Annotated in this window: 26 protein-coding genes and 1 pseudogene; 13 read left to right on the top strand and 14 right to left on the bottom strand. The window is 56.8% G+C overall.

Annotated elements, in window-relative coordinates:
• Positions 1-34: 34 nt before the first annotated feature.
• Both DP106_RS15680 and DP106_RS00840 read left to right on the top strand, forming a co-directional pair.
• A complete protein-coding gene (locus DP106_RS15680) occupies positions 35-187 on the top strand; it encodes a hypothetical protein (RefSeq protein ID WP_165857785.1) in 153 nt (50 codons plus the stop codon).
• 33 nt (positions 188-220) lie between these two features.
• A complete protein-coding gene (locus tag DP106_RS00840) occupies positions 221-643 on the top strand; it encodes a hypothetical protein (protein ID WP_120082646.1) in 423 nt (140 codons plus the stop codon).
• A gap of 145 nt (positions 644-788) precedes the next feature.
• On the opposite strand, the gene DP106_RS15465 is transcribed toward DP106_RS00840, so the two are convergent.
• The 3 genes from DP106_RS15465 to DP106_RS00830 form a co-directional block, all read right to left on the bottom strand.
• Entirely contained in the window at positions 789-2,069 is a 1,281-nt protein-coding gene (locus DP106_RS15465; protein WP_133305075.1) for a hypothetical protein, read from the bottom strand.
• Between the two features lie 238 nt (positions 2,070-2,307).
• Entirely contained in the window at positions 2,308-2,529 is a 222-nt protein-coding gene (locus tag DP106_RS00835; RefSeq protein WP_120082645.1) for a hypothetical protein, read from the bottom strand.
• Between the two features lie 43 nt (positions 2,530-2,572).
• The gene (locus tag DP106_RS00830) at positions 2,573-3,595 is read right to left on the bottom strand and encodes a Cdc6/Cdc18 family protein (protein ID WP_120082644.1); all 1,023 of its coding nucleotides are present in this window, start codon (positions 3,593-3,595) and stop codon (positions 2,573-2,575) included.
• 206 nt (positions 3,596-3,801) lie between these two features.
• Between DP106_RS00830 and DP106_RS00825 the strand changes: the two genes are divergently transcribed.
• Both DP106_RS00825 and DP106_RS00820 read left to right on the top strand, forming a co-directional pair.
• Positions 3,802-4,608 carry a Cdc6/Cdc18 family protein gene (locus DP106_RS00825; RefSeq protein ID WP_120082643.1) on the top strand — a complete coding sequence of 269 codons (807 nt, stop codon included), beginning with the start codon at positions 3,802-3,804 and terminating at the stop codon, positions 4,606-4,608.
• A gap of 56 nt (positions 4,609-4,664) precedes the next feature.
• Positions 4,665-5,405: a CBS domain-containing protein gene (locus DP106_RS00820; RefSeq protein ID WP_165857784.1), complete on the top strand. Its 741-nt coding sequence runs from the start codon at positions 4,665-4,667 to the stop codon at positions 5,403-5,405.
• 487 nt (positions 5,406-5,892) lie between these two features.
• Here the strand turns inward: DP106_RS00820 and DP106_RS00815 are convergent, their stop codons facing one another.
• From DP106_RS00815 to DP106_RS00805, 3 genes are all read right to left on the bottom strand, one after another.
• Positions 5,893-6,339, bottom strand: coding sequence for a TRAM domain-containing protein (locus tag DP106_RS00815; protein ID WP_120082639.1), 447 nt, complete (start codon positions 6,337-6,339; stop codon positions 5,893-5,895).
• An 88-nt stretch (positions 6,340-6,427) separates the two neighbouring features.
• Positions 6,428-6,955 (bottom strand): hypothetical protein, encoded by a 528-nt coding sequence (locus DP106_RS00810; RefSeq protein ID WP_120082638.1) that lies wholly within the window; start codon positions 6,953-6,955, stop codon positions 6,428-6,430.
• 145 nt (positions 6,956-7,100) lie between these two features.
• Complete coding sequence (locus tag DP106_RS00805; RefSeq protein WP_133305074.1) at positions 7,101-7,934, bottom strand: hypothetical protein; 834 nt, start codon at positions 7,932-7,934, stop codon at positions 7,101-7,103.
• Between the two features lie 101 nt (positions 7,935-8,035).
• Between DP106_RS00805 and DP106_RS00800 the strand changes: the two are divergent.
• The 6 genes and pseudogenes from DP106_RS00800 to DP106_RS00775 form a co-directional block, all read left to right on the top strand.
• Positions 8,036-8,443, top strand: a pseudogene (locus tag DP106_RS00800) (30S ribosomal protein S6e); the annotation flags it as partial.
• Positions 8,444-8,571: 128 nt separating this feature from the next.
• Positions 8,572-9,012 carry a DUF7112 family protein gene (locus tag DP106_RS00795; protein WP_120082633.1) on the top strand — a complete coding sequence of 147 codons (441 nt, stop codon included), beginning with the start codon at positions 8,572-8,574 and terminating at the stop codon, positions 9,010-9,012.
• A 178-nt stretch (positions 9,013-9,190) separates the two neighbouring features.
• The gene (locus tag DP106_RS00790) at positions 9,191-9,859 is read left to right on the top strand and encodes a hypothetical protein (RefSeq protein ID WP_165857783.1); all 669 of its coding nucleotides are present in this window, start codon (positions 9,191-9,193) and stop codon (positions 9,857-9,859) included.
• Positions 9,860-9,998: 139 nt separating this feature from the next.
• Positions 9,999-10,436, top strand: coding sequence for a DUF5807 family protein (locus DP106_RS00785; RefSeq protein WP_120082799.1), 438 nt, complete (start codon positions 9,999-10,001; stop codon positions 10,434-10,436).
• Between the two features lie 59 nt (positions 10,437-10,495).
• On the top strand, positions 10,496-11,152 hold the full coding sequence (locus DP106_RS00780; RefSeq protein ID WP_120082631.1) for a potassium channel family protein: 657 nt from the start codon (positions 10,496-10,498) through the stop codon (positions 11,150-11,152).
• A gap of 42 nt (positions 11,153-11,194) precedes the next feature.
• Positions 11,195-11,803 (top strand): DUF7384 family protein, encoded by a 609-nt coding sequence (locus DP106_RS00775; RefSeq protein WP_240625294.1) that lies wholly within the window; start codon positions 11,195-11,197, stop codon positions 11,801-11,803.
• Here the strand turns inward: DP106_RS00775 and rdgB are convergent, their stop codons facing one another.
• From rdgB to DP106_RS16625, 8 genes are all read right to left on the bottom strand, one after another.
• On the bottom strand, positions 11,804-12,370 hold the full coding sequence (gene rdgB, locus DP106_RS00770) for an RdgB/HAM1 family non-canonical purine NTP pyrophosphatase (RefSeq protein WP_120082630.1): 567 nt from the start codon (positions 12,368-12,370) through the stop codon (positions 11,804-11,806).
• 42 nt (positions 12,371-12,412) lie between these two features.
• The gene (locus DP106_RS00765; protein WP_120082628.1) at positions 12,413-12,706 is read right to left on the bottom strand and encodes a DUF5808 domain-containing protein; all 294 of its coding nucleotides are present in this window, start codon (positions 12,704-12,706) and stop codon (positions 12,413-12,415) included.
• 77 nt (positions 12,707-12,783) lie between these two features.
• Entirely contained in the window at positions 12,784-14,496 is a 1,713-nt protein-coding gene (locus DP106_RS00760) for a bifunctional N(6)-L-threonylcarbamoyladenine synthase/serine/threonine protein kinase (RefSeq protein ID WP_120082626.1), read from the bottom strand.
• Positions 14,497-14,502: 6 nt separating this feature from the next.
• Positions 14,503-14,808 carry a 30S ribosomal protein S24e gene (locus DP106_RS00755; RefSeq protein ID WP_120082625.1) on the bottom strand — a complete coding sequence of 102 codons (306 nt, stop codon included), beginning with the start codon at positions 14,806-14,808 and terminating at the stop codon, positions 14,503-14,505.
• A gap of 78 nt (positions 14,809-14,886) precedes the next feature.
• Positions 14,887-15,633: a lycopene cyclase domain-containing protein gene (locus DP106_RS00750; RefSeq protein WP_240625293.1), complete on the bottom strand. Its 747-nt coding sequence runs from the start codon at positions 15,631-15,633 to the stop codon at positions 14,887-14,889.
• Between the two features lie 129 nt (positions 15,634-15,762).
• A complete protein-coding gene (locus tag DP106_RS00745) occupies positions 15,763-16,182 on the bottom strand; it encodes a universal stress protein (RefSeq protein ID WP_120082622.1) in 420 nt (139 codons plus the stop codon).
• Between the two features lie 74 nt (positions 16,183-16,256).
• Positions 16,257-16,604, bottom strand: a complete 348-nt coding sequence (locus tag DP106_RS00740; RefSeq protein WP_120082621.1) for a DUF7116 family protein — start codon at positions 16,602-16,604, stop codon at positions 16,257-16,259.
• Between the two features lie 240 nt (positions 16,605-16,844).
• Positions 16,845-17,009 carry a DUF7576 family protein gene (locus DP106_RS16625; protein ID WP_449405079.1) on the bottom strand — a complete coding sequence of 55 codons (165 nt, stop codon included), beginning with the start codon at positions 17,007-17,009 and terminating at the stop codon, positions 16,845-16,847.
• 240 nt (positions 17,010-17,249) lie between these two features.
• Here DP106_RS16625 and DP106_RS00735 point away from each other — a divergent pair, with 240 nt between their 5' ends.
• The 3 genes from DP106_RS00735 (at position 17,250) to DP106_RS00725 (ending at position 20,443) form a co-directional block, all read left to right on the top strand.
• Positions 17,250-17,696 carry a universal stress protein gene (locus DP106_RS00735; protein ID WP_120082620.1) on the top strand — a complete coding sequence of 149 codons (447 nt, stop codon included), beginning with the start codon at positions 17,250-17,252 and terminating at the stop codon, positions 17,694-17,696.
• A 119-nt stretch (positions 17,697-17,815) separates the two neighbouring features.
• The gene (locus tag DP106_RS00730; RefSeq protein WP_205738855.1) at positions 17,816-19,492 is read left to right on the top strand and encodes a tRNA uridine(34) 5-carboxymethylaminomethyl modification radical SAM/GNAT enzyme Elp3; all 1,677 of its coding nucleotides are present in this window, start codon (positions 17,816-17,818) and stop codon (positions 19,490-19,492) included.
• Positions 19,493-19,648: 156 nt separating this feature from the next.
• Entirely contained in the window at positions 19,649-20,443 is a 795-nt protein-coding gene (locus DP106_RS00725; protein WP_120082618.1) for a universal stress protein, read from the top strand.
• The last annotated feature ends 7 nt before the right edge of the window (positions 20,444-20,450 follow it).

Raw genomic sequence — 20,450 nt, 5'->3', positions numbered from 1 at the left:
ATTTTCCAATCTTTTCATCTCTTCTTGTTTTGGTATGAGTCGAGTCGCAGCAAGTGAAGTATTCGAGGCCGAGGATCTCTTGGAGAAAGTTGATTCTTGGAGTGAAGAGGAGATCGAGGAGTTACCAAAGTTCTATAGGGAGAAGGCAAGAGAATATCGGGGTCTAACGAACTCTGGGGAGGGATAACACCTTTTCCAGTTATCCGATCTTTATTGCGTGATGGAGTACCGGAACTACTGGGAAGACCTAGATCTATCTTCACAGGGATTCAGTGTCGAGGAGTTTCTACAGGAAGAGCAGCAGGATGAACAGGAACGGTTGGAACAGGAGCTTGAACGGATTGAAGATCTGCTGAAGGAGCGTAGGGAGATCCATTCAGAGACGGTCGAGGAACTTGAGTCGAAGCTTGACTGGTATATTGAACGGTTGGAAGACCTGTACCACGGTTTCGGAGGCGTTCAAGAAGACAAGAAGAGGGAGTTGAAGAGTACGATTGACGAGTTTTATTCAGAGTTGAGGCGGGAAAGACGGGATCAGTGGCGTGACAGGATCGAACTGGAGATGGAGCTACGTGAGGTGGAGCAGTCTTTGGAGGAAGTGCGGGATGAAGAGTCGCTGTGGGAGCTTATAGACTCGTTGTAAGTCAAGAATCAGATGGTAATTCTAAAGAAAGCAAACCAGACGGGTGCCTGTCTCGAAATTGGGCTGTTGAGATGTACAGGATATATACTTGAGATCTGGTTTCCGGCCATCATATAAATAGCCTAACTGAGATTTTCAAAAGAAATCATTCTGCAACTCTTTGTCTGACTTGGTCGTAGGCTTGGTCGGCTCTGATTTCGTTGATTCTTTCTAAAGTTGTGCCTCTGATTTCTGGGTTTTCTACTGTTCCTGTGATGGCTAGGTCTGTATCCCATCCTTGTTCCTGTCTGATTGTGTAGATTCCTCTTCCGATGTTTTCTACGTATTCTCTTGTTTCTGGGTCAGGATCTGTAACGTATTCTTCCAGTGATTCGCCAAATTCATCTGAAACTAACGTGCCTCCTACTTGAATCCCATCTTGTCTGTTGATATCCTGATTTATTTCTTCTCCATCTTCTACGTATCCTGTTACATACTGGTCATCTACTAATTCTGTTAGGAACTGTCCTATTTCATCTCCCAGTGATTCGTAATCGTTGTCTGCTGGTCCGTCGTTTGGTCCGAATCCTAGGATGTCTTCGTTTCTTAGTTCTAGTTCTCTTGCTTTGCTGTAGTCTAGTGCTGTTACGAAGTGTTCTGGGAATCCTCCGTTTTTCATGGTGTCTTGGTCAAGGCTTGCACGGTATTTGGAGTCTTCTGGGTCTCTGACAGTACTCCAAAACCTATTAGGCCATGTGGCTTTTGTTAGTTCAGTGTACTTAACTTCTGTTTCGCCTTCCTTTTCGTATTGAAGTAAAGCTGGCATATGTCCAAAGCCACTGTTCTTGTAAGTGGCTCCGCTTGATACTTCTCTAGGTCCTCCTCTGTGGCTTGATGTGGACTGGGCTGAGCGTAGTGTTTCTGTTGATGGCAATGTACTTAATTTGAAATTATCAAAATTGACGAAGTCTAGTTCTTGTTCTGCGTATTCGGCCATGTTTGATACTATGTCGTCTGCTAGTCCTGATGTGTCTACTCCTGCTTCTTGTGATGCTTTGATTAGTGATCTTGTGAATGTTATTTCGTCATCTTCGTTTTCTATATTTGGTTCGCCGTTCCACAAATTAAATTCTTGGTTTTTGTAGATTTCTTCTGCTCTTTGAAGCATTTCTTCTAGTGTTTGTTCGATTCCGTTGTTTGCTGATTGTCTTGCTAATTCTCTTTCTCTTCTTACTCTTTCTATATCGTTTGTTTGTTTTTCTTGCCATTCGTCTTCGGTTAGTTCGTTTTGTATTTCTTGCCAGTCTTTTGCTTCTGTAGGTGCTGATTGTTCTCCTAGTTGTCCCATTGTGCCGGCTGTGTCTTGGAAGAAGTATTGTTCCCCATTTCTTTGGATGGTTGTCTCTTCTTCGGTTTGTTCTGTATCTTCTTCGTCAGAATCACCCATACATCCAGCTACTGAGATTAAACTTGTTGTACCAACAGCAGTGAGAAGCTCTCGTCGGTTCATAGTGATTGCCTAGTGGTCACATTTTCTAGGCCTAAACTTATATTATTGCCAGCTATTCTTCCCATTAGTAATTACTGATAATATGAGAATATCTCCCATCATATTTTCCATTTTAATGTCGTTTACTTCGACGTCGTTTCATCTAGTCGTAAATAAGTTGAATATCCGATGTTGGTTATTCTGGCACGGCAAACTCGTTGTATTCGCCAAGGTGGTAGATTAGTTCTCCGTTGTCTTCCATCTCGTGCATAACTTCGAACACTCTGTTGTCTTCGTAGACTATGTCGTGTTCTACTCTGAGTTCTTGTCGGACGATACCTGGAGTTACTGCCGCTGCATCAGCTTCCTCGACGATTCCGAGGCAGAGCTGTTTCAGTTCGTCTTCATCAGGATCCATTTACTGACTTGGTAGATGTCTTAAAGTAAAAGATGTATGGCGTTTAGAGAGTTACCAGGTTCACGTCTCGTGTTTTGCCTTTGCTGCCGCCGTAGTGATATTCTGCTTCGATCAGGTCGACTAGTTCCAGGTGTTTCAGGTAATCGCTGAGCCGGCGTTTGGATAGCGTGTTCTCGTTGTAGGCTTTGCAGAGTTCTTCGTACCGTGTGTAGATTTTTCCTGTCTTGATCGTGTTTTCTTCGACGTCGAGTTCCCGTATTGCTTGGTACAGTAGTCGGTGATGTTCGGTAAACCGGTTGAGAAGGTTTGCTGCGTATTTCTCGTATGCCTTCTTCTGCACCTGTTGGACGTGAGATTCTGTAATGACTGAGTCAGTGGTTTCAGCTGCGTGTTTTAGCCAGTGCAGGCCGACAGAGATGTTCTGAGTGGTGGAGGTGATGTAGGTTAACGCGGCTTTCTGGAGGCTTTGGTTGACCAGTGCTTTCCGAGCTCTTTCTACGAGAATTTGGTATGTTTCTTCTGCGGTGTAGGGTTCGAAGTTGATTCTTTGTGGTTGGAGGCTGCTGTAGGTTCTTTCTTCGATCTGTGATTTTAGCCCGGTGTGGTTTGAGGAGATGAGTACTAGATCTACGCTGTTTCGTGTTTCCATCCTGGTGAGGAAGTAGAGCAGGTCGTCGCCGTCGTTCAGGAGTAGAAAGTCGATGTCGTCGAGGATGATTACCGTATGTACGGCCTTGGTTTTCTCCACTACTTTTCTCTGAAGATCAGAGGTGTGGTGGCCGTCGTTGACTTCTTCGTTTAGTCCTCTGAGGATCTGTTTCAGAGCCTTGTACTGTGTGTCGTGCTGGGTGCAGGGGACGTAGCACTTCCTGTCGCTTTTTTCGAGTGCAAAGTGTGTGACGTGGGTTTTGCCTGTGCCGCGGGGTCCGTGCAGGAAGAGGTTCTGTGGAGCAGAGTTATCCGAGGTCAGGTTTTCCAGCGGCTTCTGCTCTTCCTGTCGGTTGTACAGATTCTCAGGCAGGTAGTTTGGTTGCAGTGGTGTCGGGTCTTTCAGTGGGTCTGTCATAGATGATTTTCTTTGATGAAAGGGGTTACACGGTTTTACCGGCACCCGGGTTCGGATGCCTCTTCGATTGAGGAGTGTGGTTTTGCTAGTTTTAATTCAGGCCCGGAGGTTTCCGCGGAACACATAGATGCAAGTGAAATGCCTCCCTTGGTCCGGTTTTTGAAGCTACCTGTTACACGTTAGATGATACGAGGGGAAGGTAAACTTTGTTCCAAGAATCAACTAGCAGCGGCGGGATTCTACGTTCAGAAACCTACTTGACATCGAACTACGAGCCGGATGAGCCGGTCGGCAGAGAAGCCGAGATAGAGAGGATAGCTGACGCTGTCCGACCACTCACTCGACGGAGGACTCCGGAGAATTTGCTGGTGTATGGTCCGGCGGGAGTCGGGAAGACGACGTGTGTGAAGCATGTTTTCGACCGGTTAGAGACTGAGGCTGGTGCAGACTCTGTGTACATCAATGCCTGGCAGTATAATTCTCGTTCCTCGCTTCTGACTGAGTTATTGATTCAGCTTGGGTATCCTGCGCCTCGGAAAGGTAAGCCAGTGGATGAACTGCTTTCCAAGCTGAAGGAGTGGTTGGATAAGAATCGTGGCGTAGCTGTGGCCATTGATGAGTTTGACCAGTTACAGGAGAAGACGGAGATCATCTACGACCTGCAAATGCTGAATCAGGAAGCGGAGAACTCGCTGGGATTAGTGATGGTTTCCAATCGACCGCCCTCCAAGGCCAACCTGGATCCCAGGAGCCAATCACGTTTGAACTGCCAGACACTCCAGTTCAACTCCTACAACGCACCGCAGCTCGAAGAGATACTGAAGAAACGAGTGGAGCAAGCCTTCAAACCCGGAACCGTACCCGACGAAGTCATCGAAGAAATCGCGGAAACAGTGGCAGAGAACAGCGGAGACTGTCGAGAAGCACTGGAGAAACTATTGAGAGCAGGACGGAAAGCAGGTGAAAAAGGGCTTTCAAAAGTTACATCAGATGAAATTTCAGTTGAGCCTTGATTTTAAAACGTTCTCTGCTGTGTTAACGAGTTATGAGGATCAAAGCGGGCGACATTATGACGGAAGACCTCACAACGTTTTCTCCAGAAGATCGTGTGAATAGTGTTTTAGAAGAAATGAATAAGTTTTCGTTTGATGTGGCTCCTATCGAGATATCTGGTCACATTAGAAAGTACGTCCGACGAAAAGATCTCAAGGGTGTATCTGAGACAGATCGGATTATAGGTCACGCGGAACCTTTGGAAGAGGACGATTTATTAGGCAGTGAAGTCCCTGTTATTGATCCATCTCCAGGTTCACGAGATCTACTGAACATAATGGATGAAAGGGATAAGCGATTCGCGTTCATATTGAGAGATGGCATAGAGGGGATTATAACTCACGCAGATTTGAATAGTGTTCAAGCTGGAGTACCACTCTATCAACTTATTTCAGAGTATGAAGGCGCAGCATGTGACCTTATCTACGACGAGATTGAACATGGAAGATGGCTTTCGCATTTGACGGATAATGAGCAAGGGGAAATCGAAGATATATACCAAAGACAAGTAGACCAAGACGCTGATCTTCGACTGGTAGACTGTCTGAACACTCGTCAGATCAACGAAATCGTTCGAGAGTACGAGCTCGTAGATCGGTTAGGGTTTGAAGAGGATCAGGCGAAGGAAGTCTTGGATGATATAGAAGGTCTTCGTAACGACGTAATGCATCAACGTTCTGTTGTTGGTAAACATACTTTCTCCGAGTTTGTAGAAATAGTGTCAGATCTGAAACTAGTAAATCAAGCGTTGAAATAGAAATGACGAGGCGAGACATCTCGATTAGTATTCTTGCTCAGGCCGAAAGACTGCTTGCCCGGTGTTTCAAGGGGGTGCGCGATAATACTAAGTTGACGAAGAGACCGGCCAACACCAGAGAATACAGCAAAGTCCAAGACGGCGACGTGGTCTGAAATAAAATGAGAATACGTGTCGTCTGAAGACGGTCAAAATGCTGTTTTCAGGCCACGAAACATATCAATGTCTTGGTAAGGACGAGACCCCGGATTCAAATTCCGGCCTAGGCTTTCTGCGACGAACGTGAGGAGCGAAAGCTACACGTGGAATTTGATCCCTGGAAGACGAGCGACGCGAGTCTTCCTCTGGTTCAAATTCCGGCCTAGGCTCTCTTTGGCTGTCACACACTCTCACCTGTTCAGCGATCGCCCCCGACACAGTCGCTTACTCAAAAAGCCTCGATAGCGGTTGTTTGACCTGCCATCACAGCGTATGTAAATCGACGTGCCTACTCGGCGTGATCGAGTCGATCGATAACAGTGCCGAAGGCAACGTTCGGTCGCACCGTTTCGATCCGGATCTCGACGGTCTCGCCTTCATCAGTTTCAGGGATGATCACCACGAACCCACGTTCAACGCGAGTGATCCCGTCGCCTTGATCGCCGACGTCTTGAATCTCGACGACTCGCGTCTCACCCTCGCTCACCGGTGGCTTCGGCTGCGACGCTGTCGATGTCTCAGACCGCGCTGTCGAGGCTGTTTCCTCGGCGGTATCGTCGGGACTGTCGCTGCCATCGCCAACATCGTTGTCGGTCAGTACGGCAACACGAAGCGTCTCACCCGGCGTGACTGATCCCTCTTCGACCTCCGTGGCTGGCACGGTGAACGTGTAGCTGTCCTCGGTCTCAGTGAGTTCTGCGGTGTACAGACAGGCGAGTTGCTCAGGGATTTCCATTGAGTTGCTGAAAGAGATGCGGCCAGTCTCTTGAACCTATCGACACCGCAGAACGGCGGTGACGCTGGAAACGCCAGCAGCGAGGCGGCTACTCGCTGTACTCCTCGACAAGGTTTGTCAGTGGGGTTCGGAGCGTGCCCGTTCCGTCAACGTCGCCTGTTTTGTAGATCCGGTACTGTTCGTCGCGTTTCTCGACGGTGATCAGGTGATCGTCGGGATCGACTGTCCAGCCGGCGTCCTCAAGCCGTGTTTGGAGGGCGGTGAGATCAACTGTCTCCTCGGCGAGCATGATCGCCGCCTGCTGGCCGGTCAGCGTCCGGAGTCTGCCCTCGGGGAACGTATAGAGCTTCACGTTGTGGTCGGTTGCTCCCTCGTAGAGCGCTGCGGGTGGAGCGTCCGTCCAGTCAGGCCACTGTCGGTTGAGCCCGGATTCGACAAAGGCGACGCTGACAGCGGGCTCGGAGGCCTCGTACTCCGGGTTATCAGCGGCGACCGTTCGATCCGAATCGGGATCCGACACGGTGACTTCACTGATCGGTGCGTCTCGCTGCAAGACAACGACCGCGAGATCAGGTTCGTCGTCCTCGGTATCAACAACGTACTCGCCCGGTTCCATATGCTTCCGTTACCGAAGCCGGAATAAATAGTTCCTGCATACAGATCGTCATGATGGGATCGTGACAGCGCGTGACTAGCAACATAACGAGCACCCGCCGTCGGTGGATATCGATCCGAAAGGAGCCGATTGGAACGTTGTGTGGTCAGTATCGTGAGGGGAGGAAGGCGAAGGCGATCAACAGCATCGCGATGAAGCCGGCGGTGAACGTGACCCACCGCAGCCCACTGACGCGTTGGGAGAACGTTTCCTGTTCGCTGACGGCTGCTTGATAGGCCTCGGCGCTGGCGGTCAACTCAACCGTGTTCGGCCCGGTGAAGTAGGCGGTGTAGGTGGTGTTGTCAGCCAGTGTGATCGTATCGCCGGTTTTCAGCGTCTGACTGTTTGACTCATCAGCCGTCCATGACACGGTAACACTCTCGTTGGTGACCGAGTCAAGCGTGGCCTGTTGGCCATCGTACGGCACCGTTTCACCCTCGGTGAACGTCACCGTCGCGGGATCGAAGTACTCCGAGACAGGGACGCGCTCGTCGTCGACAAGGACGAACTCGCCGCTGTCACCCGAGTATGTCGTGTTGTCAGCCACCGGATCGGCTTCGAGAATCGCTCCGCGGTCGATGACCTCCTCGACGGTCACCGACGAGGCTGAGGTACTGACGACGTTCCACTCCTGGCCGTCGACGGTGATCGTATCGCCGACTGCCCAGTCGTCGGTGGTTTCGACATTCGCCACCGTCCATTCAAGCGTTGCCTCTCTGTGGGTGCTTGTACTCCCGTGGCCGCCCTCCTCGGTGACCTCTTCGACCGTCGCTGCGGTGTAGGACTGGCCGTCGACGGTGAATCCATCACCCGATGAAAGCTGGAAATTTGGATTCTCGACCGCTACTTGTGGTTGTTCGGCAGTTACCATCAGCGTGTACGACGCCACGCCGATGAGGACGAACAACGCGACGTACACGGCCACAGCGCGTCGTTGCATGTTTTGGGCAACGTACGTCCGGTGTATAACGATTACTAACCGCCGGTGGCTGTGAGGGCGGTTTCGACGTGCTTTTTATTGGCGACCGAACAGACAGTGGTATGGCAGAGTTCCAAGTCGCCGTCGCTGACCCGACCGACGGACAGACGTATCAACATGAGGTCGACGGACAGGACGCCAATCGATTCCTCGGGCGAGAGCTCGGCGAAGAGGTCGACGGCGGTGCCGTCGGTCTTGATTCGTACACGCTCAAATTGACCGGCGGCTCCGACGAGACAGGCCGCCCGATGCGCGAGGATGTTCCGGGCGCACAGATCCGTGAACGCCTGCTTGAGGGCGGCGTCGGCTTCAATCCGACCCATGACGGCGAGCGCAAACGCATCACCGTTCGCGGCCGTCAGGTCTCCGAGGAGACCGCACAGGTCAACGCGACGATCGTCGACAGCGACGGCAACGTTCGTGTCGCTCTCGGTCTTGAGGAGCCGGAACCGGACGACGAAACGGACGAAGCTGCCGACGATACTGACGATGCAGCCGCCGAAGACGCCGATGCGGAGGCTGCTGACGATGCGGCCGCCGACGAGGCGGCCGACGCCGACAGCGACGAGCAAGAGGCGAACGCGTAAGCACACCGCCTATGTCAACGCGGCTTCCGAGCGACAGCGATGCGATCGACTCCTCTCGGGCGACGATCGTCCGCCGCGGCGGCAGTCGTACCCCTTGTCTTGAGTTCCCGACGGCTGTCGCCGAGACGGTCGCTGTCGACGACCGTATCACGATCGTGATCGACGGTGCGGAATACTTTGCGACCGTTGCGGGCGACGACAGCGGACGACTGTTGTATGGTGCCTATGACACCCGCAAACAGGCCCGGTCGACCGGCGAGGGCACCAACCGACTCGGCGCGTGGCTCCGAGGCCTCGACCGCGAGATCGGCGACAGCGTTATCTGCGATGTGGTCGTTGACGGCGAGCGATACGGGCTGCGCGCGCCGGGTGACCGTGCCGTCTACACGGTCAAACACGAACCACGGGACTCCCTGCAATCGATCGCCGAATCGCTCGATGGCGACAGTTGAGCCGCTGGCTGTGACAGTCCAGATGACTGAGTTGCTACTCACAACGCTTTGTCTTGTTGGAAGTATACCCATATCTGGAGAGCCGATGTTGCCTGTTGACGGGGTTTTACCCCGCTTGTTGCTTGGTAGTGTGATCGCATGGATCGGTGTGACTGCGACGACCAGTGGGGCCAACTCTGTGACCGATTGGTGGATGATCGTCTCGACGGATTCAGTCTCAATCGCTGAAGCGATCGCAGCCGGTGACATGGCCCAGATCCGGGGCCGTATTCGTCCACTCCGACCAGATGACACACTCATCTCACCGCTACGAAACAAAACGTGTGTCGCCTATGCGTATACGATCAGTAAAGTTGTACAGGATGCCGGTGACAGCTCCATCGACTCCGACAGTAAGCATCGGCCATTTCTCATTTCTGACGGCACCGCCGAAATCCGTGTTGGGCCTGACGCGGATAGTTTGTCGCTGGATATGACGACCAACCGGCTCACCAGCAACGAGGAAATCATCGCACAAACCGATGATGAGCGGATTGCGTTGGAACCTGCCGCAGATCGCTCAGGAATCGGCGATAGCACGACCCCGATCGAGTTGCGGGAAGGAACACTCGCCGTCGGCGAGACCGCCACCGTTGTTGGGAAACCAGCCCCAGTGCCGGATGATGCACGCACAGCTGCGGATGCGGTCATGACAGCTACCGAATCTCACCTCACGGTGATGAATGACAACTCCGACAACACCGCGCTGCGGAACGCTGCTCGGGGCGGGTTTCTGTTGGTACTTGGGTTAGTGCTCACCGTATTCGCTATCCTTGTTGTGACGCCCGCGATCCCCGATCTTATATAACACAAGCACTGTTGAGAGCTGATCTACTGACCATACGCGATCCATCGCACACAGCGCTTGCTGATTGTAATCGAATAGAACTGTTTCAACCACCGTCGGCAAGGGTCATTGCTAAATGTGTGGCGTCACCACGGCGGATATGGACGATCTCACCGCGTTTCTCGCCGGCGACCGACTCGATGATGTGGCGATCTACGTCGCCGATACCGTCGTGGATACAGACCACCCACTGTCGACGGCCGGTATCGCTGTCGATGGTGGCGTCGTGGTCGTCGTGGCCGGCGAAACGGGCCGAGAGGCCTTCGCCGACAGCACCGGGCTTGATCCGATGGCATTCGCGAAACAGGCGATGGATCGAACCGGTGAGATCGACGACCGCCTCGCCGGTGGTGTCTGTCCGGCCGCTGCGGACGATCCAACGGCGTCCCACCACATCGAGTTCGGCTTCGCGTTTGCCGAGGCCGAAAACGAAGAGGTCGGCGGGCTCTACGCCGAGGGCGACGTGATCCACGCGTACGCTCACTGCAGCTGTGGCACCGACTTCAGCCAGAAGTGGGTGGCCGATCCACCGGCCTGAGCGGCCACTGTTGCTGCCGGGAACATACCTTTTTGATGCCGACTCTCATACGAGGCCGTATGCGAATCATTGTCGTTGGCTACGGCCGGGTTGGAGCCCGCACGGCCCGGGTGTTAGACGAGGAAGGCTACGATGTCGTCGTTGTTGACAACGTTCGGGGGAAGGTTGACCGTGCCCGCGAGACGGGCCTGACGGTGATCCACGGCGACGGGGCCAACGAGTCGGTGTTACAGGAGGCCGGCATCGACGACGCCGACGCCATCGGCGGGATCACCGGCGATGTGGTGGTCAACCACGAGATCTGTCTGCTCGGCCAGGAGTACGGCTGTCGCACCGTCCTGCGGATCAGCGACGACGTGAGCAACGACAAATACGATGAGTACGCCGCGGCCGCCGACGATGTCATCTACCCGCAGCGGCTCGGCGCGGCCGGCGCGAAAACCGCGCTGCTCGGCGGCAGTCTCAACGCGATCGGTGATCTGACCGAGGCCCTCCAGCTGACAACGGTCATTGTCGACGACGATGCCCCCATCGTCGGCCAGCGAGTCTCGGAGATCGACTTACCGGAGACCGCGCGGCTCTACGCCCACGGCCACAAGGGCGATCCGATGACGATCCCGCTGCCGACGACAACCGTCAAGGCCGGCGATCGGCTGGCACTCGTTGTTGAACAGGACGCTGTCGACGAAGTTTCCGCGATTCTTCTCGGTGCGTAACCGACTGAGAACGCTCTTGTAAACGGGCCTCCAACGCCGCGTATGCACTGGCCTGAGCTGTTTGCTCGCGCGCCGACGGTCGACCGCGAGGCCATCGAATCCGCGCTCTCGACACGCCGCGATCGCGCGGAAAAAACCGCATCAGCTGCTGTGGATCCCTCCGAGAAAGTTACCGACCCACGAGAGTCACAGCCCGTCTGTGTTGTCGCCGATGCCGACGTGCTTGTGGCCGATCTGTGTGGCGACGGCGACGCCAGTGCCGCGCTTGAATCCTTGTGGCAACACGCTTGGACAACGCTCGTCGCCAGCGACGACCTACTCGCCGATGCCGAAGCCGTCATCGAGACGGTTGCCGACAACGACTTGGCGACCGACTGGCGGACAGCCATCGATTCGTGGCGGGAGCCTGTTGTCCACCCCCCTGGCGACCACCCAGCACTCGCCTCGGCCTACCGCGGTGGCGCGATGCACCTGCTGTCGTTTAATACTGGGCTCACCGGCGCGCAGGCGGGGGCGACACTCAGCGGGCAGTTCCCGGTTAGCGTGCGTTCGCCAGCGGCGTTCGCTCAACTGTTTGTCCCCGACCGACTGTACGGCACGGTTGCCGACGACTCCTACCCCGGCCCGGATCGTGAGCCACGATCGGCGTAGCTACCGCTGCTGATACCACTCGGCGAAGGCCGCCAGCGCGCGGCCACGATGTGACAGCTCGTTTTTTTCCGCGGCGGTGCGCTCCGCAAACGTCGCCCCGTCGTGTTCGAAGATCGGGTCATACCCGAAGCCACCGTCACCGCGTGGGGCGACGATCTCGCCGTCGACGACGCCGGTGAAACACTGTACCGGGAGGTCGCCGTCGTCAACGGGGTCGTCAACCGCCTCGCCATCACAGTAGGCCAACACACAGCGGAACGACGCGGGACGATCGCTCAGTGGCTCGGCTAACTCCCAGACCCGGTCGACGCCGATCGTGGTTTCGACAAACGAGGAGTACGGCCCCGGAAAGCCATCGAACGCCTCAATGAAGAGTCCGGCGTCGTCGACGACGACCGGTTGGCCGACCTCACGGTAGGCGTCGCGAGCCCCTGCGGCCGCGATCGGCTCCAGCGTCGGGGCTTGGATCTCCGGGTAGTCGTAATCGTAGGCATCGATCATCTCGTCGCCAAGATAGCTTTCGGCCTCCCGGAGCTTGCCAGGATTGGTCGTTACATACTGCAGCATGGTTTACTGTTCGTCGCGGCGCGAAAAGAGGCGTCGATCCCTTTAGTCTTCGACGATAACTTCGACCGGTTCGTCGTCGCCGTCGTCGTCGAGATCGATATCCTCGCCGTCGTCGCTGCCGCCGCTGCGCTCCTGATAGAGCAGCGCGCCGGTGACACCCAGGGCGACCCACGACCGCCAGCTGGCGAGGTTCAGCGTGTAGCCGATGCCGAACGGTTTCTCCACGAGCATCCCCTCGTCTGGTTTCCAGTGAGCCGACAGCAGCCGGCCGATGGAGGGGCGCTCGAAGTTATACGGGATCCCAAACAGCGTTCCGGACTCGGATTTCTTTCCCATAGGAGCCGGTAATTGCCTCAGTGTAATGAAAATTCGCCTTTCGACGCTGATAGGTTTCCGCCTGGCCCCGATGTCGGCTACTGATATCGGCCGCGATCCTCGACCGTTGCCAGCCGATCGATGACCGCGGTGTCGCCGACAGCGGTGTAGCCACCACTCACCGCGTCGAGTAGCGGAGCTGGGTCATCGGCGGTCGCCGCAAGACTCTGGCGGAGCACATGGAGATCCATCGCGTAATCCTCGATGTGGCCCGAATGAAAGCCGAGGCCGAAATCGATCAGCCAGACGCGGTCGCCAACGCGGACATTTCGGGTGGTCGGATCACCATGCACCAACCCTGCATTGTGGATCGCCGCAAGATGGTTCCCTACCGTCGTGATCGCGTCGGTCGTCAGTCGCTCAGCAAGATCAGCCTCACCAACATGCTGGAGGTGGAGTGTCGCGGTTTCGCGGTCGACATCCCACACGAGGGGCGTCGGAACCCCCGCGGCGCGGGCCTCGCTGGTCAGCCGTGCCTCGGCCGTCGTGCGTTCGCCGGTGAGTGTCGTATCGAGGGCGGGATGGCGATAGGCTTTCGAGAGCCGGTGTTTCCGAACACACCGAGCGGGCAGCTCGTACTCGCAGTCGGTTGGTGCAATGATGTCGACGACGGCTTCCGCCCCGCGCTGACGACCGTGCCGATCACCGGCTGACTGCGTCGCTGTCGCCCCGTCTGTTGGCGACGCCGTCTCACCACCGCGACCACACGCGACCGACTGCTCACCCTCTCGCCACGCGACAGCGACCTCGTCGGGCCGAAAGTTCGGATCAACCGTTGAGTCCTCGATCGTGATCGTCTGGCCGGCGGCGAACTGTTTGGCCCCCAAGACGGCGATCATCCCCGCGTTGTCACGGAGAAACCGGTTGTCTGGAACGTCAAACGCCGCACCGCGCTCCTCACACATGGTTTCCAGCATCGACTGCAAGCGGGCGTTTTGGCCAACGCCGCCGCCGAGAACGAGTTCGTCGGTGCCCGTCAGCGACAGCGCGCGCTCGGCGACCTCGGTCAACATCCCGAAGATGTGTTCCTGCAGTGAAAAGCAGATATCCTCGATCGCTTCACCCTCGTCGGCAGCATCTTTTGCCGCGCTCATGATGCCGGAAAACGAGAAGTCCATCCCCTTGACGACGTAGGGGAGATCGATGAGTTCGCCGTCCGTGGCTGCCGCCTCAACTTTCGGGCCGCCGGGATGCTCCCAGCCGATATGTCGGGTAAACTTATCGAGGGCGTTGCCGACGCCGGTGTCCATCGTCTCACCGAGCACCTGGTAGCGACCGTTGTGATACCCCAGCAGGTGGGCGTTTGCGCCCGAGGCGTTCAGACAGACCGGCGAGTCGAACCCTGACTGATGGCGGCCGATTTCGAGGTGGGCGACCATGTGGTTGACGCCGACCAGCGGCACGTTGAGGGCCTGTGCGGCCGCCCGGGCGGCGGTGCCAACCGTGCGCAGACACGGCCCGAGTCCCGGGCCCTGTGAGAACGCAACGCAGTCGATCCCATAGCGGTTTGGACTGTCAGTGTCGTTGGTGGCGGTGTCGGCCGCGTCGTCGACAGTCTCAGCGGCGTGGGTGAGCACGCTATCGATAACGTTGGGGAGTGCTTCGCCCATATGTTCGGCGGCCTCACGCGGGTGAATACCGCCGCTATCGGGTTGGTAGGGATCCGACTCGATAAAAACGGAGTCGCCGGTGTCGTCATAGCAGGCCGCACTGGCGGCCCATGCGGTGCCCTCGATGCCGAGCACGCGCATGTTGCCTTAGGCTTCCTCGGCGTCGGGGGCGTCGTCGGCGATCTTGTTGCGCTCCAACACGTGCTCCTGTTCGACCTCCGCGGCGTGGTCAGGGTTATCGTAGACCTTCGCGTAGCCGACCGTTTTTTGCATCCCGAAGGTGGTATCAAGCTCGTGGACAACAACCTCTTCGGCGTCCTTATCGAGTTTGGCCGCGAGACTGTCACGCACCGAGAGCCGCGATGGCGTGGCCTCGTCGTGAACCGTCTCGAACCGGATATCCGTGCGATGCAACATGGGGTTCTCCTCCTCGGAGACGATAGTTACGTCCATGGTTAGTTAGTGATACTCCACCCGAAAGCTGTAAAAGGATTTCGAAGGGGGCTCCGCGGCCTGCCGCGGTACCTGCTGTTACTGTTGGGAGGTAACTGTCCGCGTGTCGTTCCAGTCCAGCACCCACTCGAAGAGCACAAGTCCGGTAACGGTCATCACCCCAGCCGAGAGGAAAAACAGGATCTCCTCGATCGGCAGGCCAAAGGGGGCGATTCCGGTCGTATACTCATTGGAAATAATCCACAGCCCACGACCGATCGCCCAGCGATCAATAATCCACAGATAGACGGTCGGCACCACCGCCGCCTCGATCCACGCCCGCGGCCGCCGAACGAGATAGCCGCCGCCGACGCTCCACTGGAGGGCGACGACGGGGCCAACCCACGCGAGCAGTCCACCGAGATACAGCCATGACGGCCCCTGAAACACCATCCAGAGGCCACCGCCGAACAGAAGCACACCAACACCGACGCCAGCGATCCGGGGCCCCCACGCGAAATCACCCGTCTCGTAGCTCGGATCGAACCCACGCCAGTAGAGATAAAAGCCGACGGTCAGCGTCTGGATCCCAAAAAACAGGTATTCGCCGGCCGGAATCGACAGCAGTCTGGCGGCGACGACGCCCTCGCCGTACCACCAGACACCGCGTTGGATCATATACGATCCCCACGGCGTCGTGTAGGCGACGGCGATAGCAATGAGGATCGCCAGCCCGGCCGCGCCGCGCCGCCGCCGGATCCGGTCGTATGTCGGCGTCAGGTACCACAGCAGGGCCAACAGTGGCAGTGTCAAAACGAGATGAAACTGCAGATATGTGGTGGGCACTGCTTGACGTAGTACCCACTGATAAAACAACATTGCGAATACAGTGCGCACTATGAATCAATATCGTGATACGAACTCAGGAGACGAACCGCCATTCAACAGGACGGGGGCTCTTTGCGTCCGCTCTGGTTAGCGGCTCGTCACGCCGTCGGCGCTGACTGTGATCACCGTACAGTCAAGTTCGCCTTTGAGGAACTCCCCGATATCAGGGTCGGCCCGCAGCTTTCGGAGCATGCGTTGCCACCGGCCGGCCTGTCGGGAGCCGATCACGACGAGATCGGCGTTCTCGCCGACGATCTCCTCTAGGATGGTTTCTTCGAGCAAAAAGCCCCGCCGAACAACGTACCGCACGTTGTTGAGTTCGCCGAACTCCCGTTCGACCGCCCGCTTGAGGTCGGTTCGGGTGACGTTCTTGCTGTGCTGATAGAGGTCAACGTGAAGTACCGAGAGCTCGGCGTTGCGGTCAGCGCTGATCTTGATCGCCTCCCGAAGCGTCGCTGCGGAGTGTTCGCTGAGTGGGTACCGAACCGGGACGACGATCAGCGTCATTGCCATCGTTCGCCGCCGGGCGATCAAGAAGATATCGCTCCGGTTCGCTGGCCGGCAGAGCGGTGGGTCACGGCTCAGATCGGGGCACTGCCCGGATCAGGGTGGACAACCTGAAACTCGCCGTCGGGCTCGATACCGATGATCGCCCAATCGTAGGGTGGCTTCGCCGACTGAAGTGACGACTGCAGCGGCTCGGTACAGTCCATCCAGGTGACGAAACACCGGAGCCGCGGGCCGCCCTCCGAGCCATACTCAAGCAGCTCGCCGGGCGATTTGGCGTCCTCGGCACGCAGCGGTGTCACCTGGACGCGCCGCCACTTCCGCTCGGCGACGAACTCGTTGCCGCGCTCCTCGATCGCGTAGCCGAGCCGTTTGAAGACGTCTCGGGCCTCTTCAGCCGGTGGTATGGTAACAGTGGCCATCCATATCAGGGTTAGGCGTAATCCATGATAAAGTTTCGCACGGTCGTTGTGGCGGTGTTCTGATACGGACTGAAAGGCGAGGCGTCACGATTTCTGCGTGCGTATGAAAGAATTTAGACGCCTCAATAGCAGTATCGACCAAATTGGATTAGACGTTGTGGAACGAGAGACGAAGTAAGAAAATCAGTGTTCAGCACGGTTATCTTCGATCGTAGTTGACATAGGTTGTCTAGTACATCCTCATGTATGATATGATGATTCGCAACCTGCATCACAGAAGTGTTTGTACTCGACTTCGCCGTTGTTTTCGGTTGCGATAACACGATTGGTTGGTAGATCAACGATCTTTGAACTACAGACAGCACACTGCGGAGCGTTCTCCTCTGATATTGTTGGTTCACTCATGCAATAAACAACATCAATTATCATCTAATAAAGGTTATGTTGATTCAGTTTCATGCTTCCGACTACAAACTCTATATTCAGCATCTCGAAGGCACTCATATCATACTTCAGATGCTGTTTTAGTAGACTAAGCAGGCCCTCTCAAAGATATGACCGTAGATTCAGTTAGTACTGAACGCTGGTATAGTAGCCCGCACAACAGGGCATGATATTAAACAGCCTACTACTGTATGCACAGGCATGTACGACACGATTTTGGTGCCGACAGACGGCAGCGAAACGATCCGGCGAACGCTCCCGCACGCCCTGACGCTGGCCGCCGATAACGACGCGACCGTGCGCGCCCTGTCGGTTGTTGATATCCGCTCGGTGCAGGCGGCTGGCGACGACGATCGCGAGGGCGTCGATGCGGAACTCACCGCCGACGCCGAGGTCGCCGTCGAAGAAGTCGCCGACGCGGCCGCCGAGGAGGGGCTTGCTGTCGAGACGACCGTCCGACGCGGCACGCCCGACAAGGAGATCGTTAAGGAAGCCACCGAGCAGGATGTCGATGTGATCGTCATCGGTACCGACGGGAAGACACCACGCGAAAAGCTCCGCTCGCTCGGGAGCGTCTCCGAGCGCGTTGTCGACAACGCCGAGGTGCCAGTGTTTGTGATCAAGCAAGCCGCCGAGGACGCCTCGTAAGCGACACCGCGCCATTGTCGGTGTGGGGATCTAAGCGAGTGAGACCGTCGAGCGACACGCTTAACCGCGAAACGCAACCACCACACAGTAATGCGACCCGTTCGATCGGAGGTGTTGCCGTGAGCTCTGAACTCGCCGACGGCGAGACCACCGAGGAATCCGTGGCGTTCCAACAGGCCTGCGAGGAGCTCGTCGACGGTATCATCGACGGTGAGATCGAGCGTGACGATCTTGAATCCGCGAAGCTCGATGTCTGTGCTACGTACTCCTCGCCGAAAGTGCCAAAAAACACGGAGCTGCTGTCCTACGCCCCACAGGAACACCGCGATACGGTCAAGGCTGTCGTCAAGCGCAAACCGGTACGCACGGCCTCCGGCGTTTCGCCGGTAGCGGTCATGACCTCCCCGCATATGTGTCCCCACGGAAAGTGTCTCTACTGTCCCGGCGGCCCCGCCAGCGAGTTCGACTCCGCACAGAGCTACACCGGCCACGAGCCCGCGGCCGCCCGCGGCGAGCAGAACGACTACGACCCCTACGGACAGGTCACGCTGCGACTCCACCAGTTGCGAACGATCGGCCACCCGGTCGACAAGGTTGAACTCATCATCATGGGCGGGACGATGACCGCCCGCAGCCATGACTACCAGGAGTGGTTTGTCAAGCGCGCCTTACAGGCGCTCAACGACTACGACCTCGACAGCGACCCCGCCGCCGCCGAGGGTGAAAGCTTCGCCCAAGACCCGGCGGAATACGAGTTTGAGTATCTGGAGGATGTGATCGCCGAAAACGAGAAAAACGAGATCCGCAACATCGGCACCACCTTCGAGACCAAACCCGACTGGTGTGACCCTGAGCAGATCGACCGTATGCTTGATCTCGGCGGCACGAAAGTTGAGGTCGGCGTCCAGACGACCTACGAGCGAATAAATAGGGAAATGCACCGCGGCCACGGCAACCAAGCCTCGATCGACGCCAACCGCCGGCTTCGGGATTCGGGCTTCAAAGTTGGCTTCCACATGATGCCCGGCCAGCCCGGGATGACCAAGGAGATGTGTCTGGAAGACTTCCGGCAGTTGTTCTCGAATTCGGATTACAAGCCGGACTATCTCAAGATCTACCCCACCATTGTCGTTCGTGATACGCTTACCTACGACATGTGGCGACGCGGCGAGTACGAGCCGCTGCAAAACGAGGAAGCCGCCGAACTCATCGGCGAAATTATGGGGATGATCCCGAAATACACTCGCCTCCAACGCGTCCAGCGTGATATCCCTGCGGACTTCATCGATGCCGGTGTCTGGAAGTCGAACCTCCGGCAGTTGGCCCAGCAGTACGCCGACGACAACGGCATCGAGTGCCGAGATATTCGCGCCCGTGAGGTCGGGATGAACGAGGCCGACCCCAACGCCGACGACATCGAACGCGACGTACTGACCTACGAGGCCTGTGGCGGCACCGAGCACTTCATTAGCTACGAGGATACCGAACAAGACCTCCTGATCGGCTTCTGTCGACTCCGATTCCCAAACGACCCGGTACGACGCGAACTACAGAACGCAGCGATCGTCCGCGAGCTCCACGTCTACGGCAGCGAGGCCGGTATCGGCGAAGCCGCTGGGGAGGCCGACTGGCAACACCGCGGCTACGGCCGCCGGCTACTCGAAACGGCCGAGGAACTCGCCCGCGATGCCGGTTTCGGCAAGCTCAGCGTGATCTCCGGGATCGGCGTTCGGCAGTACTACCGCGAGAAGTTGGGCTACACACAGGATGGCCCATACGTGAGCAGATGGCTGTAGAAGGACATGGTCTCTGTTTTGGTAGTCAAAACAGTCATTTTCAAGCTATCACCGACAAAAACTGACCGATACGCAACCCCTGAATCATATTAGCAGATCATCATTTCTCGTAAACGGTCAGTGGAATTTATATCCGAGTAGACAGCAATACTGGCTATGACTGCGGTCAACGACGCCGGGGTAACGTCGACAACTGAGGGCCACGGGCCATGTCTCGTCGGCCACATCGCCGACACGACAGCCGCACGGCGTGGCGCGATGGTGGGACACGCCATGGCGACCGTCCGGGACGCTGAGTTGCTCCTTGCGGAGTCGACCACCGCAACACCGGCTGGTGACACCCAACTGCCACCGGATCACCGCGATGCATACAGCCAGCCGACCACCGCCATCGCCGCGGCGGCCGACATTGAACCCGCAGTCAACCGGCGAAACCCCTCAGCACTCGTCGTCGAACGCGACTCAAGGCCATCCTTGCTGTCTGGACTCCGCGGAACCGCAGCCGAGCGGTTGGCCGACCGAACGGATGTCGTTACCGTTGACGACCGCGGCGATGTCGAAACGTTGGCGTCGATTCTTGTGCCGATCGCCGGCGGCCGTCACAGCCAGTTGGCGGTCGAGGCCGCGCGGGCGGTCGCCGCCGCCAACGACGCCGCGGTTGATCTCTTCCACGTTGTCGAAACTGCGGGAACAGCGAGTCGTGAGCGCGGCGACCAGATCCTTGCCACGGCGGCGACCGCGCTGGGCGAGTTTGAGAACGTCGACACGTGGCTCTATGAGGCAGCGTCGGCGGCCGACGCCATTATCGAACAGTCGGAGTACTACGACCTGACGGTAATGGGTGCGCCGACGGTCGGCCCGTTAGAGCGGTTTGTCTTTGGTTCGACCTCAACCGATGTACAACAGGATGCTGACTCGCCGGTTGTTGTTGCCCACGCTCACCACCCCTGAGACCGCA

Source organism: Halonotius pteroides (genome assembly GCF_003605635.1).
Lineage (GTDB): Archaea > Halobacteriota > Halobacteria > Halobacteriales > Haloferacaceae > Halonotius > Halonotius pteroides.
Note: the sequence above shows the minus strand (reverse complement) of the source record. Positions and strands in the feature narration are given on the sequence as shown.

Excerpts from the sequence above, each read along its gene's own strand:
- DP106_RS00810 (WP_120082638.1), bottom strand. The coding sequence starts at position 6,955 with ATGGAACCGGGCGAGTACGTTGTTGATACCGAGGACGACGAACCTGAT.
- DP106_RS00765 (WP_120082628.1), bottom strand. The coding sequence starts at position 12,706 with ATGGGAAAGAAATCCGAGTCCGGAACGCTGTTTGGGATCCCGTATAAC.
- DP106_RS00740 (WP_120082621.1), bottom strand. The coding sequence starts at position 16,604 with ATGGCCACTGTTACCATACCACCGGCTGAAGAGGCCCGAGACGTCTTC.
- DP106_RS00725 (WP_120082618.1), top strand. The coding sequence starts at position 19,649 with ATGACTGCGGTCAACGACGCCGGGGTAACGTCGACAACTGAGGGCCAC.
- DP106_RS00840 (WP_120082646.1), top strand. The coding sequence starts at position 221 with ATGGAGTACCGGAACTACTGGGAAGACCTAGATCTATCTTCACAGGGA.
- DP106_RS00760 (WP_120082626.1), bottom strand. The coding sequence starts at position 14,496 with ATGCGCGTGCTCGGCATCGAGGGCACCGCATGGGCCGCCAGTGCGGCC.
- DP106_RS00815 (WP_120082639.1), bottom strand. The coding sequence starts at position 6,339 with ATGGAAATCCCTGAGCAACTCGCCTGTCTGTACACCGCAGAACTCACT.
- DP106_RS00785 (WP_120082799.1), top strand. The coding sequence starts at position 9,999 with ATGGACGATCTCACCGCGTTTCTCGCCGGCGACCGACTCGATGATGTG.
- DP106_RS00795 (WP_120082633.1), top strand. The coding sequence starts at position 8,572 with ATGTCAACGCGGCTTCCGAGCGACAGCGATGCGATCGACTCCTCTCGG.
- DP106_RS00830 (WP_120082644.1), bottom strand. The coding sequence starts at position 3,595 with ATGACAGACCCACTGAAAGACCCGACACCACTGCAACCAAACTACCTG.
- DP106_RS15465 (WP_133305075.1), bottom strand. The coding sequence starts at position 2,069 with ATGGGTGATTCTGACGAAGAAGATACAGAACAAACCGAAGAAGAGACA.
- DP106_RS00775 (WP_240625294.1), top strand. The coding sequence starts at position 11,195 with ATGCACTGGCCTGAGCTGTTTGCTCGCGCGCCGACGGTCGACCGCGAG.
- DP106_RS00805 (WP_133305074.1), bottom strand. The coding sequence starts at position 7,934 with ATGCAACGACGCGCTGTGGCCGTGTACGTCGCGTTGTTCGTCCTCATC.
- DP106_RS00835 (WP_120082645.1), bottom strand. The coding sequence starts at position 2,529 with ATGGATCCTGATGAAGACGAACTGAAACAGCTCTGCCTCGGAATCGTC.
- DP106_RS00780 (WP_120082631.1), top strand. The coding sequence starts at position 10,496 with ATGCGAATCATTGTCGTTGGCTACGGCCGGGTTGGAGCCCGCACGGCC.
- DP106_RS16625 (WP_449405079.1), bottom strand. The coding sequence starts at position 17,009 with ATGAGTGAACCAACAATATCAGAGGAGAACGCTCCGCAGTGTGCTGTC.
- rdgB (WP_120082630.1), bottom strand. The coding sequence starts at position 12,370 with ATGCTGCAGTATGTAACGACCAATCCTGGCAAGCTCCGGGAGGCCGAA.
- DP106_RS00745 (WP_120082622.1), bottom strand. The coding sequence starts at position 16,182 with ATGACGCTGATCGTCGTCCCGGTTCGGTACCCACTCAGCGAACACTCC.
- DP106_RS00755 (WP_120082625.1), bottom strand. The coding sequence starts at position 14,808 with ATGGACGTAACTATCGTCTCCGAGGAGGAGAACCCCATGTTGCATCGC.
- DP106_RS00820 (WP_165857784.1), top strand. The coding sequence starts at position 4,665 with ATGACGGAAGACCTCACAACGTTTTCTCCAGAAGATCGTGTGAATAGT.
- DP106_RS00735 (WP_120082620.1), top strand. The coding sequence starts at position 17,250 with ATGTACGACACGATTTTGGTGCCGACAGACGGCAGCGAAACGATCCGG.
- DP106_RS15680 (WP_165857785.1), top strand. The coding sequence starts at position 35 with ATGAGTCGAGTCGCAGCAAGTGAAGTATTCGAGGCCGAGGATCTCTTG.